Genomic DNA, 14,646 nt, shown 5'->3' with positions numbered 1-14,646 from the left:
TGTCATCTCGCCTAAGCTCGTACTTTATTTTCTATTCTATCATTGCACATAACACTCTATGATGGTACAACCATCATGGAGTATCTATTTTCAAACACCATATATTTTTCTATCCACTTCAAAAATACATTCTTTTTCATCAATTTTTCTTATGTGCTTTTGTATTTATCGTTTTAGAACCATGAGCTTTATCACTCGCTTATGTTGCTTTACTAACACAAACTCTTAACATATATTTTTAAAATAATAATTATTAAGACCAATTAAACTTCGTCAGACAAAGCATCATCGTAATCCTGTAATTCTTCCATAATTTCTTTTAACCGGTCAATATTATTTATAAATTCGCCGTAAGAAATTTCTTGGTAATCGAAAATCCCTTCACCGTATTCATCACTATCAAATATTTTCACTTCCGCATCTAACTTCAACAAGTTATCAACTAATCCCTTTAAATTTTCCATATCATCAATATCATTTGCATCTGTTTCGGCAAAAAAATCTTTGTTTTCAATTTTATTTTTTATCTCTGTAATTCCTAAACCAGTGTACTTTCTTAATGGTACTACACATTTACTAAATGGACCATTAGAGCTTATTGTAATTGCCATTTTACTCATCTATTATTCTCCTTTCCATTAAAATTCTTCTAAATAATTTGGATTAACAGGTCTACCAGGTGCATTTTTACTATAGCTTCCGCCATGCCAACCCCTTAAATGTTCCCTGCTAGTTACAGGATAAATTAATTCTCCTCTATTACATATATGTGGGTAATTCATAGCATTGTAAGTATGATGTCCAATTATTGATTGCCCATTATATTGAGGTTTTTTTCCTCTTAAAATCTCTTGTATCTGTTCATTAGTCCAATCCCTTGTTGTAGGTTCTCCATCTAAAATCCTTTTCTTTTCTTGCTTCCAAAATTCATTAACCCCTGCAGCTCTTCTTTTTGAAAATCTTTTATCCCATTGATATCTTTTATATTCTTCTTTTGTTACTGTACGATTTTCAATCTTTTCTTTTATTTTTTTCTGCTGACCCCTACTTAAAGATTTGTATGGTGTAAGTTTTGGTGTTAAATCAAGTTCTGCTTTCAGTACCCTTTGGGCAATAATCTCTTCTCCTACTGCTACTTCTTTATTACCCAGAGCTTCACCCGTACCCTTAACACCCTTCTCTCCAACACTTTTCATATACTGATAAGCATCTTTCAGAGAATGCTGTCCCATCTCTCGGACCATTCCTACTCCAGGCATGACATAGGCTTTTCCAAAACCTGGGATCCATTTGTACTCCAGTAATGTTTTTACTGCGTGCTGGATCTTTTCATTCCCCTGCAAGAAGGTTGTTTTTACGGTTGTGGTACCTTTGTTCCATAGGTTTCCGATTTTGTTTGCAAGTCCTTTTGCTGTGGAGGCTACAAAGTTTACGCCTTCTTTTACTTTGTGGCTGGCTGTTTTTATACCATCAACAGCTACTTTTCCAGCTTTTCCAGCCACCATTGATATTCCTTCGCCTAGCCCTTTTCCTGCTTTTACAATTGTCTTTCCGAAGCTAGAAGCGACATACTTTATTCCTTTTCCAGCAAGGCTCGCAACTTTCCCGACGGGAATAAAGTTTAAAAGGGTCCACCCTGCGGCGATGAGTCTTTCTTTTGTTGATAATTCTTCGCCTGTGATAGGGTCTTTACCAGTAACCGCTCGAATTGCATCATTAATTCCGATGAATTCAGCTGCTCCTTCTAATCTATTTTCTTATACTATTTGCTGAAACAACATATGTACTTATTATACTATCCTCTCTTCTATCTTAAAATGCAAAAAGCACTTGTTGCCTCTCATAGACAATCAAGTGCTTTAAGTTCATATGTTTTTAAGTAGCATGAATTTGTAAGTTTTGCAGTAAAAAATGTGATACCTTTTGTATGTCATAAAAACTACTACTTTAAAACTTACGAATTTATACGAGTTCATTAGTTTCATATACAATCCATGTGTTTATATTCATCGCCTAGTAAAATGTCATCTCACCTAAGCTCGTACTTCGTTTTATATTCTCTCATTGCACACAGTACTCCATGATGGTACAACCATCATGGAGTACGTACTTTCTAACAGCCTATTCTTTTTCTTTTCACTGTAAATATACTTTATTCGCACTAATCTATATATTCTGCCGTACCAATGAAATCCAACTTGTAGGTAGTCTTATCTACGAAGTTAACAATTTTACCTTCTTTATTATAATCATAATTATAAATTAAAATGATGGTATTGTATTTAGACTTTAACTTAATGTTATTGTACTGTTGTATTAATTGATTATCATATGAAAAATCCACTAACAGCTTTTCTATGTCATCTTCAGCATCAGGAATCCAATCTTTTTCAACTAAGTCCCTATCATAATAACCTAATTTAAAATCTTTCTCAAAAATAGAGGGAATACTATCTCCATCTTCATTATATTTTATTTCAGTGTACGTTTCGAGTTCATCAAAATCACTAAAGCATCCTAACCATAAAGAAACATCGTTTTTCATTTTTTACCTCCTCAAACCTTCTGGTAAATCCATAATGCCATTTTTCATTCTATTTTCAGCCCATTCATTAAGCCCTTTAACAAAACTTTCATAGTCAGAAGCAGAATCAATAATCTTTAACATTTCATTATGTGCTTTTGTCGAGCCTCTTCTTCCATGACGACCAGGTGGATTTACAAATTCAACATCTTTAGTCAGAGACCTCATTTCTTTAATATCATCCATACTAATTCCCCACTGCTTAAATTTAGGAGTTCTCGCTACAAGATGCCACTCATGGTATCCTCCTGGGCGTCTAATCCTATCTTCTATTTTACTTCTCAACTGAGGATTATTCCACATTTCCTCAAATTCTTTTGCTGATAGATTATCAAACCATTTATTAAACTCATTGTTTCTTACTGATGGAATTTTCACATCACTTAAATGCTTACTATTCCCACTAGTACTCTTACTACCTTCACCCGTACCCTTAACACCCTTTTCTCCAACACTTTTCATATACTGATAAGCATCTTTCAGAGAATGCTGTCCCATCTCTCGGACCATTCCTACTCCAGGCATTACGTAGGCTTTTCCCAAACCTGGGATCCATTTGTATTCCAGTAATGTTTTTACTGCGTGCTGGATTTTTTCATTCCCCTGCAAGAAGGTTGTTTTTACAGTTGTAGCACCTTTGTTCCATAGACTTCCGATTTTGTCGGCAAATCCTTTTGCTGTCGAGGCTACAAAGTTTACACCTTCTGTTACTTTGTGGCTGGCTGTTTTTATGCCATCAACAGCTGCTTTTCCAACTTTTCCGGCTACCATTGTTACGCCTTCGCCTAGTCTTTTTCCTGCTTTTACAATCGTCTTCCCAAAGCTAGAAGCGACATACTTTATTCCTTTTCCAGCAAGACTTGCCACTTTTCCAACAGGAACAAAGTTTAGGAGTGTCCATCCTGCGGCGATGAGTCTTTCTTTTGATGATAATTCTTTCCCTGTAATAGGGTCTTTACCGGTAACTGCACGAATTGCATCATTTACTCCAATGAATTCAGCTGCTCCTTCTACTCCCTTTTCCCACCATGATTTTTCATGTTTCTTTTCTGTTTTATGGGTTTCTTTCAATTTTTCATTTTGTTTCTTTTGATATTCTTCATCTGCTTGACGAAACTTTTGAGCAATGCGCCGTAATTCTTTTTCTGTAACTTGTAAGTTACGTATGTAAGATTCCATGAGTCTCATTGATCTCATATATTCCCCATAAAAATGCTGACTCGTTGCTCCTTGCCATTGCATTTGAATACTAAACATAGATTGATTGAGATTTTGTTGTATATTCTGGCTGTGTGTTTGCATCTCTGATATGTTTTTGGCAATTTGTTCGAGTTGTTCAGGTTTGACTTTAATCTCCAAACCTTCTCCCACCTTCCTCTATTTTATACCAAAAAGAAATAGAACTGCATTAATTTTTACTTATTCTCTTTAGAGAAAACATCAAAAATACTGTTATCACAAATCGCTTCAATTTCTTCCTTTACAAATAATTTTTGAAATTTTGTTCCTGGGTTCAATATGACATTTGCCTCTAAATCTATTGTTTTTAATAATTCAACTGCATTCATAGAAACATATGGACATTCTTCTGGAATAACCATTTCTAGATGCTTTAAATCCGAATACAGTGGTAACATTAATCCTTCTTCCATTTCAAAATAATGAATTTGCAATTGTGTATTATTAGTAGAAATCAAATTTCCTTCTTCATCTACACTTGTATCCCCTTCGACAGAAGCAACAACGAATAAATTTGATTTCTGTAATATCTCATAAAAATAGCCTCTTTTCTCTTCGTTTTGTAACGCTTCCACTAACGCCTCATCTAACGGACTAATTTCTAGTAAACTCATTAACTTTCACTCCTATTTGGAATAATTTCGCCATCTTACTTGGAATAAGATGGCGAATTCATTATCTATTTATTTTTTTGTATCCATTGCTTTTATTTTGTCTAAGTTCTCCATTGCTTTTTGGCGCACTTCTCCAACAATCGTTGTTGCATATTGTGGTCGAGTTAAAAACTCAAAACATTTATATGCATTATTGTTTTCATTTTTGTCTAAATACCCTTTACCTGTTTGTAACATTTTTTCAGAGACAACTTTCATAAATTCTTTTGCAGGTGCCTGCTGATATCCTAAGTTCATGGCTTGATGAGTTAGCTCAACTACTGACGCTAAATCTTCAATAGTGTTTATACTAGTAGCCTTTTTATTAGCAGCATCAAATGTACTTAAATATTCAATGGCAACTTTTGCTTTATCTTTCACTCCAGTCATTTCAATCCCCGGTGTTTTATAAAGAATTTGATAGATTTCTAAAGCTGATAGGTAATTACTCTTTTCAATTTTTTCCCCTTCTTTTAATACGCGATTTGCGACATCCGAAAATCCTTTTTTATCATTAACCCCACGATAGGAAGCTTGTCCATAATAGTGTAAAGCTTCGTAAAGCTTTCCGTTCTGATTCGCTTTTGTATTTGCTACTTCTATTAGTTGGATTCCCTCCATCTTTTTCGACGCATTGTCAATAACACTCATACCAACGATTTTTTCAATTGTTTTATCGATATCTTTCAACTGTGCCAATAATGTATACGATGGAAGTACAGATTTCTCAGCCTTTTCTTGCCAATCTGGTGTTCCATTGATTTGCTCCCATTCAACTTCTGTTTTTTCCCATAGTTTATTTGCATAATTCACCATTTCTTCTCTTGAACGCTCTAATGGATGCTTTGTACGAATTGCATTAGCAATATTCAATACAGCTGTATAATATTCTCCTTTATTTGCAGCCTCAGTCGCTTTTCTTTCAAACATAAGTGGCATTAACATTTTATTTGCTTCATCTTGAACAGATTGTTCTATCCTTGCCGTACTTGCTAATAGGTTTGCTTTCTTTAAAGCATCTTCCACTGAAAATTTTGGGTCTTTCATCTGTCCCCTAAGCCCATCTACCGCTATACTAAATTGCTGATTTAATTTTTCTTTTTGTTGGTCTTTTGCGACATCAATCCATTGATTTGCTAATAGTAAAGCATTTTCATAGTTTAGACTTTCAGGGGTTAAATATGTTTCAATTTTCTCAATCGCTTGATTAATCGGATTTGGTTTTTCCGGTTTTTCCGGTTTTTCCGGTTTTTCCGGTTTTTCTGGTTTTTCTGGTTTTTCTGGTTTCATTTGACCATCTGTATCATTGCTATTTGTTTCTTTATGATTTACTTCTTTCGTATTTTCTTTGTTGTTTTTATTAGCTTCAATTAATTGATCTTTTTGCTCTTTCTCACTAGCTATTTCTGACGCCCCAGTTTTATTCGTATTATCTTCTTTAACAACCACTTGTCCTCCATTACTGCTAGTTACAGTTTCTTTTTCTGGACTTACGTTTTCTTTTGTATCATTTTTAGATGTCACTACTGGTGCTTCGATGTTAATATTTTTTAATTCTTCTTGTAATAGTTTATAGAAAATCTTTTCTACACGTTGATTTGCAGCCTCTACTAATTTAGGATCCACGCTTTCAAGCACCGAAGTAACTAAGTAATATTTACTTAAAGATTGTTCTAGAGAAGCTATATCTGTTTGGTTATTTAACCAAACATTCTCCTCTTGTACAGCCTTATCGTATACTAACTTTGCAACTGATTGAATATACTCTTTCTTATTTTCTTTTAAATACTCTTGTAATTCTTGTTGGGTTGTAACTTTTTCCTTAAGTGTATTCATTTGGTTACGTAAATAAAATAATTCACTTTGATTCGAATAATTCTCCTTATTAGCTAAAATTTCTCCCAAATTGTCCAATGTTAATCTATGATCAGCAACTGTCTGTGCATTTGAAGATGCATTCAATTGAGATATCAGTGTTAACTCTTTATTTTCCTCCGAATATTTAGCCCTACTATTTAACGTGTCAGAATTTTGCCCTTTTCCATAATACTCATTAAAGAATACAGATGAATACCTCTCTCCATTCCCAGCATACCACTCAACTAAAATATCTCCCGTTATTGGTGATACTGTAATTTGATCGTGTGGCACTGGTGGTTTTGGTTTTTCTGGTTCTTTATCACCATCTGGTTTTGGTTTTTCTGGCTCTTTATCACCATCCGGTTTTGGTTTTTCTGGCTCTTTATCACCATCCGGTTTTGGTTTTTCTGGTTCTTTATTACCATCTGGTTTTGGTTTTTCCGGCTCTTTATCACCATCTGGTTTTGGTTTTTCCGGCTCTTTATCACCATCCGGTTTTGGTTTTTCTGGTTCTTTATCACCATCCGGTTTTGGTTTTTCTGGTTCTTTATCACCATCCGGTTTTGGTTTTTCTGGTTCTTTATCACCATCTGGTTTTGGTTTTTCCGGCTCTTTATCACCATCCGGTTTTGGTTTTTCTAGTTCCTTATCACCACCCGGTGTTTTCCCCGTATCCACCAAACTATCCGGTAAATTTTTACTCGGCTCCACCACAGGCCCCCCCATATTAGTTGGCAGTTCCGGCTTTTGTGGCGCTGGTGCATCTGATAATTTGATTTGTGGATCTTTCTTTTCTACCGACACATCATCTGGCTTATACGTCACTGGTGTAATCGGTGATTTATTATTTCCGATTAAATCTGCTAAATTAATGTTTGGTTTTTCTCCAGGTTTGTCATCTTTTTTTGCAGGATCAGCAACTAAATTTGGGAACATAGACTGTAAATTACTTCCTGTAATACGGTCATCTTTTTTCTCTTCTGTATTACTTGCTAGTTTTACCGTTTCTCTTCCTGCTGTACTAAAGCCTTTGTCATAAACAAGATATCCTGACGTTCCAAATAAAGCCACCGACATTACTGATATAGCAACTTTTTTTCCTAGATTGTTGTTGTTTTCTTCCATGTTTCTTCCCCTTTTCACATCTTTATTGAATCCAGCCGTTTGTTTTCATCTCTGTTAATTTTTCTTGTGCTGCTCTTACTTCAGCTTCATTTTCATTTGCTTGTACTGTTTTTCTTAAGAAGCGGTTCGCTTCTTCATATTTTTTTTGTTTAATTTTGAACATCCCAAATGCAAAATTCACATGTGGATCTTCATCATTTTGCGAATATGCTTCTGCGAAAAATTTCTCGGCTTCATTTCCTTGTCCCACTTTATCGTATAAAATCCCTATATTCACAAGTGTATTTGTATCTCGGGTCCCACTGTTGACAACTCGATTATAAGCTTCTAATGCTTGTTGATACGCAGCATTACTTTTTCCACCATCTCGCGATTCGTAAAATTGACCAGCTTCATAATATACAATTCCTAGTTGATTTAGTAACTCTATATTTTTCATATCCTTTTGGATTGCAGCTTGTAATACTTGAGATGCTTGTTGATAATTCGCCTCTTTTTTCGCACTATCAATTAAATTTGTTTTATTCCAAAGCACATATAAGTTTGAAAGTTCAATTGTATATATAGCGTTCTTTGAATCTTGTGTAATAGCTTCTTTAAAGAACGATTCAGCTTTGTCTAACTGCACAGTTGCCGTAGCTAGTTGTCCTTTTAAATACGAAACAATCGCCTTATCTTCATTTGTTTTCGTGCTCATTTTGACGATAACGTCTTCCGCCTTTTCAAATTCTTTCATCTTCATATGACTTACAGCTAAATCTCTCATTGCATCTTTTTTATACGGTTCAATTCCTTTTGCATTATTCGCTAATGCTTGTTCGAAATTCGGAACTGCTTCTTGATATTTTCCAATGCGGAAATTTGCTGAAGCTAATAAATAGGCAGCTTCATTATTTTCTTTATCAATTTCTCTATCCTTTATTAATTTGGTAATATAGTCGATTGCAATTTTATTCTTTCCTTCAGCAACGTAAATTGTTGCTAATTGAAGATGCGCTTCGTCTTTTCCTTTCACTGCAATTGCATGACCAACAGCCTCTTCTGCAAGTTTATATTTTTTATCATGATAGGCTTGCCTTGCTTGTTCCATAAAGTGTTGATATTTAGCATTCGTTGTATAGAAGTAATACGCCGTAGCACCACCTATAACGACAATTGTAATTGAACCAATGATCAAAATACGTTTTTTATTTTTGCTCCACCATTTTGAAAAGGCAGACGGTTCTTTTTGTTCATGCGTTAATGTAAGAGGTTGATTCGATGCTTTTGCATTTAAAATTTCATCATCTATATCATATTCAACTTGTTTTTTTGTTTGTTTTCGGCTCTGTAGAATGCTATTTGGAACTGTAATTGTAGCTGCTGCTTCTGTAAATGATGTTTCTTGTTCTTCTTTTATCTCCTCAATAATGCTTTCAATTTCCTTTTTTAACGCATGATCAATGTTTGGAAATTGTACGATTCGTGAATAGACGAAACAAGCAAATTCTGCATTGTTTTCTCTCTCCAATTCAGTAGCTAGTTCCAAATAACTTTGTAGCACCTTTTTTGAGTTTATTCCAGGCTCTTGACTCTCTATTGTTTGAATGATATATGCGAGTTCTTGTTTTAGAGCAGTTGATGGATTAAGTGAATTGAAAATTGTTTTATATTCATATAATGCCGCTTGCTTAAATCCTCTCTCTTCTAATAATCTTGCAATTTCCAAACATTTCGATACAAAAAGAGACTGTTCTTGTTCTGACTGCTTTTCTGTATCAATTTTTATTATCTCTCTTGCACTATTAAATGCATCGTGCCATTGTACAAAGCTTGGACATTCTGCAAAAGTTTTACTATTCCATGCCTGCTTAAATAACTGTGCAATTTCCCCATTCCATTGATTATGTAATACTTGCTGAAGTAACGTATATCTTTCACATTCCGTCTGCATTTCTTCCGTTTTAAAGTAACTTGCATCCGTCCATTTGTTATTTCGAATTTCCTCACTACACCAACTTAATACTTCACTTAATAAAATGGCGCCAGCAAAACGGTCGGCTTCTTTTTGCCATATCCCATTTTCCAAATACACTGGTGCATAACCCGCTGAACCTGCTGGCAATAATGAAGGTCTTTTACTTTTTGGTCCATACATTTGCTCAACATCAACAAGTTCAATATAATGTTGGCCTTCAATTGGATTTTCACTTAAAAAAGGTATGAGTACATTACTGGATGATAGATCATTATGAGCAACCTCATTTTCCTCCATCATTTTAAGTGTTGTAAGAAATGCTTCTGCAATAAAGAAACATTGTTCTTTTGATAACACTCGTTGTTCTTGTAAAATATCAGCCCAAGTTGGACCTTCAATCCAAGGCATTACAATACTATTAACAAGATCTTCTGATTTTTCGATAGCAGATGTATGTTCTTCTGTAGTAACGATATAGCGTGAGCATACTTTAAGACCAGCTAAGGAGGAAAGTGGCTTTAAAAATGCTAGTTGATGTTTTTCATCACGATAGCGCTCTTTAAAAACTTTTAACGCAATTCGTTCCACACCATTTTCATGTTGTAATTGATAAACTGTTCCTTGTCTTCCCTCTTGCCCATATGGCATTTCAATCCCAATAACTGCTGGATGTTTCTCAAAACGATAAACATCTTTATTAAAAATAATTTTTTCTCCTACTTCTGGTCGGAATCCCATTTTATCCCCTTACTCTCATATGACAATTTTTAAAGAAAAGACCAGGAACAATAGCTCCTGGTCTTTTGCAATTGTTCTATTATTAATATGCGTTATCTGTGTTACGGAATTTATCAGAAATACGTTTTAATTCTGATGAAATACCTTCTAAAATTGGAATGTATTGTTGCATCGCTTGTTTAGATTGAGCAAATTCGCCTCGGAACTTCGCTTGTGTTGCCCCAGCCCATTGTCCTTCTAAACTATTAATGTCGCCTTCAAGTCTATTAATTTGGTTTTGAGCTTCCCCAGCTGCGTTTGTAAAGTTACTAGCAATTCGCTCAAGTTCTTCTGGTGTAATTTTAATTTCTGCCATTGTATATATTTCCCCTTTCAATTCTTAAATGATACAACAATTAGATTATAAACTATATTCAAACAATTTTAAAAGGGTTAAATTACAAAAAAATTCTATTTTCTTGTAATTTAACCCTTTTTTAATATTATTTAACCTTTAATTCTGACCATTTCACAATAATTTTATTTGTCATTTTGTAAAGTAAATGTGGTGGTGTATATGCACATTTTATTTTCATTGGCTTTCTACGTATACAATATCCATCCCCACTTGATAATTCTCGATCCATCTCAGTATGTGGAAGCTTTATATTAAAGAAATAGACATCACTATTTTGAGTCGTACCTAATAAATAACCAAAACTTCTCTTTCTAATTTCTGTAAACCATTTTTCATGAGAATAGCTATTTACACTAGACGTTGTAGCGGCCACAACAAAATGAATCCCTTTATTTTTACAATTTTGAACTATTTGTTCCATTTTATTTTTCGAATCAAAGTCGTTAGATAATATCGCTAACATTTGATCAATATCATCAATTGCAATAATTATTTTCTTATATGGCATTTCCACTTCTTCTTTTGAATCTAAAGATGGCATAACTACTTTTCTATTATTTATTACTTCTAGCAGATCATCTAACATTTCTTTTAATTGTATACCATCTGTAAACCTCTTCTCTACATGAGGCAAATCTCCAAGAGCTAAGATACCTGTAGGTCTTTCACCAAAATCTACTAAGTATAATTCGACTTCATCCGGAGAATATTGATAAGCAGTAGAGAACAGAAGTGTTTGTAATAATGATGTTTTCCCACCTTCTATTCTTCCACCGATAAATATATGATTCATTTCGTCCAATGAAAAACTTTGTAAACGAATATCGTCTGTTTCAACTCCTGCAGAAATTTGAGCTGGTTTTAATCGCTCAACTAAATCTTCTACAAATATTTCTTTAGGAATCATTGGAATCTCTCTTGCTTTTTCACCATTCCATTCACTGCTCATTGTTTGAATAATCGTTTTTAACTGCTGTGAATATTCTAATTCACTTTCACCAATAAACGGCAATGCTGCTTGGAACAATTCAGGTGGTTGTCCTTTCATTAACCCACGACCAGCAGGAACTTCGATTAATGGGAAATTAGGTCTACCAACTAAACTATGATATTCAGTTCTATCTTGCAATTCAAATGTAATTGCCATCGGTATATTATTACGAACACGATCAAACATATCAATAGTTTGATTAAGCGAGAAATAGAAGTACACGCCGTATGTGCTTGATTCTCGTAATAACATTTCTAATATTTCATTCTCTTTTTCGAATTCATTTTTAAATCTTATATAACCATCTACCATTACAACAATAGCAGGAACTTTCTTTCCGACCATTCGATTATACATAGAAAATGACTTTGCACCGATGTTAGAAAAACTCTCTTTTCTTTCTGTAATTTCTTTCTTCAAAAAACCAAATAAACGTTTCATTTTTTCATATTCGTCCTCTTGTACAATCCCGCCTACATGAGGTAAATCTCTAAAATCTAAAAACATACGTCCAAAATCAATAATATAAAAATTCACTTCAGCTGGTGTATGAGATACTGCTAGAGACATAATGATCGTTTGTAACATCGTTGTTTTTCCTGTTCCTGGCATACCATATATATTTAAATGGCCTTCTTGTAAATCGAGCTTTAAAGGATACTGCGCTTGATTTCCGACATCATCAATTAATCCAACCGTAATTTGTAAATTTTCTTTCTCCTTATTCCATACATCAGCAGTCCAATTTTCCATTTCATAAAACTCTTTTAATAATAATTTTTCTGGTAAAGGTGCCAACCACGGCCCTGGCAATGCTTTAATATTTTCTTTCTCCGATACGTTCTGTATATAGTGAATAAACGCTTGTAATTGCTTTGGACTATTTGTCATTGGTTTTGGGCGCTTTTTCACTTTTATTCTTTCACCCGAAAGCTTAACTTCTGTAAAATCAACAACAGCAAGAACTTTCTCTTCATCTGGATTATAAGGTGCTCCACTCCATGCAGATTGGAACAATTCCAATATTTCATTACTTCCAACCTGTAAATAACCTCTTCCCGGTACATTAATTTTAGAGGCATCTGGAATTTTTAACATTTCACGACTATCGGCGTCATCTTGTACACGTAAACAAATTCGAAAACGTGAGTTACTCCAAATCTTATCATTTACAACCCCTGAAGGTTTTTGTGTAGCTAATAATAAGTGAACTCCTAATGTCCTTCCTATTGCAGCAACACTAATTAGTTCGTCCATAAATTCTGGTTGTTCCTTTTTCATTTGAGCAAACTCATCAATGACAATAAATAAATGTGGCAAAGGTTCTTTTTCACGCCAGCTTGTTTCATAATATTCATCTAAATGTTGAACATTTCCAGCCTGAATAAACAATTTTTGTCTTCTCTCTAATTCCGCCTTTAATGATATTCTTGCACGCTCAATTAAGTTCGGATCTTCTAAGTTTGTAATAGATGCGATAATATGTGGTAATCCTGCAAACGTGTTTGACATTCCGCCACCCTTATAATCGATAAGCATAAATGCCATCTCATGAGGATGATAGGTAGCCGCTAACGCTGCTATAATAGACTGGATCACTTCACTTTTCCCTGAACCTGTTGTACCAGCCATTAAACCATGCGGACCATGTCCTTTCTTCTCAATTTTATCGTGAATATTTAGAAACACAGGTTTACTTCCTTCTCTTACACCTATTGGAACCGGCAATGAAGTCGGATATCGATTTTTATTCCATCTCTCTAGCACCTGTAACTCTTCCATTTTTTTCACTTGGAACAAATCTAAAAAAGTTAATACTTTCGGTATGTTAGCCGCTGTAGAACTTTTCATTCGAATAGGAGCAATACTTCGCGCACCTGATTCGCATCGTTCAAATGAAAGTCGGTCTACTTTAAAACTAGCACGCGTTGTCCCGCTATTTTCAGCTGAGCTTGAAAATGTTTCTACTAACTCACCATTTTCTCCGTTTAAGCTAATAACAAGATCACATTCCATCGGCAATCGTTCTCTCTGTTCTGCAAATATAAATGTAGATGCTCCGACACTTTCCCCTTCTCTAAGTAACATTGGAAGTATAGGATCATCTTCTAAAAATTCTCTCGCGGATAAGAAAAAAACATACATTGGGATTAAAGGTATTTTCGCATCTACCTGTGCAGAGGAATTATAAATTCTACGCATATTAAGTGGTGTGAACAACGCTTCAGCTAATTTCTGCGCTTCTTGTTGATTCTCAGATAAAAAACGCATGCTTCTCTGCTCATCCCACACATGAGGAATCCACCTCATCCAATCCCATTCTTTCTTCTCCTTCTCATGATAGAAGGCTGCTATTTTCACTTCATTTGGAGCGTGATGTGTCATAATTTGCGTCGTTACAATTCGAGTGAAGTTCAATCGATCTTCTTTATTGCCAACCACACCAATTACATCATTTTTTTTCAATGATATTGAAATATGCCCATTAGGGATTGTATTAAAATCTCTTTTCACATTTTGTGCTTCTGTGATTAATGGATTTTCCTCATAACCTTGCTGTTCAGGCACTTTCAATTCAACATAAAATGGTCTCTCACCTGTTCCAATACGGATATCTAAAAAGTCTGGGCTTTCAGGTGTTCGCTCCCATAAATTACTTTCTCGATTTTCAATTCTTTGTACACTCTTTAGTGGACTTGGATTTTGTGTTATTAAATATTTCGCTTGTTCAACCTTTAACGTATCTAACTCCACTCGATGCTTTTGAATTTGCTCCAAATATCTTTGTTGTAACTGCTCCACCATTTGCCTATGTTCTTTCTTTTTACGGAAATGCCCCATCGTTGTAATTGCATACGATCCTAACATTGGGATACTCGAAACCATCATAAGTGGCATATAACTTGCATTCATCTTCATAAATTTCATCATCACAAAATACAATATCAATGTTAAAATTGTCATCATCGCTGGTAATAACATTGTTTCAATAGAAAATTTAGGTTCTTCTGGTATATTTGGCGGATCATGAATAATAACATCCCCTGTTGGTATATCTACTTTCACACGCGGAGAGCGTTGAAAATACGGTGATTTTTGCAC

At 34.5% G+C, this 14,646-nt stretch carries 8 protein-coding genes and 1 pseudogene; all 9 read right to left on the bottom strand.

Annotated elements, in window-relative coordinates; genetic code table 11:
- Positions 1-263: 263 nt before the first annotated feature.
- Positions 264-620: a hypothetical protein gene (locus tag ACUXVC_RS10615; protein WP_088023256.1), complete on the bottom strand. Its 357-nt coding sequence runs from the start codon at positions 618-620 to the stop codon at positions 264-266.
- 18 nt (positions 621-638) lie between these two features.
- Positions 639-1,757, bottom strand: a pseudogene (locus ACUXVC_RS10610) (pre-toxin TG domain-containing protein); the annotation flags it as partial.
- Between the two features lie 404 nt (positions 1,758-2,161).
- Positions 2,162-2,545, bottom strand: coding sequence for an immunity 22 family protein (locus tag ACUXVC_RS10605; protein ID WP_012094444.1), 384 nt, complete (start codon positions 2,543-2,545; stop codon positions 2,162-2,164).
- A gap of 3 nt (positions 2,546-2,548) precedes the next feature.
- Positions 2,549-3,943 carry a WXG100 family type VII secretion target gene (locus ACUXVC_RS10600; RefSeq protein WP_446026030.1) on the bottom strand — a complete coding sequence of 465 codons (1,395 nt, stop codon included), beginning with the start codon at positions 3,941-3,943 and terminating at the stop codon, positions 2,549-2,551.
- A 56-nt stretch (positions 3,944-3,999) separates the two neighbouring features.
- Complete coding sequence (locus ACUXVC_RS10595) at positions 4,000-4,437, bottom strand: SseB family protein (protein WP_053564628.1); 438 nt, start codon at positions 4,435-4,437, stop codon at positions 4,000-4,002.
- A gap of 69 nt (positions 4,438-4,506) precedes the next feature.
- Positions 4,507-7,461, bottom strand: a complete 2,955-nt coding sequence (locus ACUXVC_RS10590; RefSeq protein ID WP_446026029.1) for a hypothetical protein — start codon at positions 7,459-7,461, stop codon at positions 4,507-4,509.
- 22 nt (positions 7,462-7,483) lie between these two features.
- Entirely contained in the window at positions 7,484-10,156 is a 2,673-nt protein-coding gene (locus ACUXVC_RS10585) for a tetratricopeptide repeat protein (RefSeq protein ID WP_098976051.1), read from the bottom strand.
- 82 nt (positions 10,157-10,238) lie between these two features.
- Entirely contained in the window at positions 10,239-10,511 is a 273-nt protein-coding gene (locus tag ACUXVC_RS10580; protein ID WP_053564631.1) for a WXG100 family type VII secretion target, read from the bottom strand.
- Between the two features lie 127 nt (positions 10,512-10,638).
- Complete coding sequence (gene essC / locus ACUXVC_RS10575; protein ID WP_141241076.1) at positions 10,639-14,646, bottom strand: type VII secretion protein EssC; 4,008 nt, start codon at positions 14,644-14,646, stop codon at positions 10,639-10,641.

The organism is Bacillus sp. N6, assembly GCF_052805735.1.
This window is presented reverse-complemented; position numbering and strand designations above follow the sequence as displayed.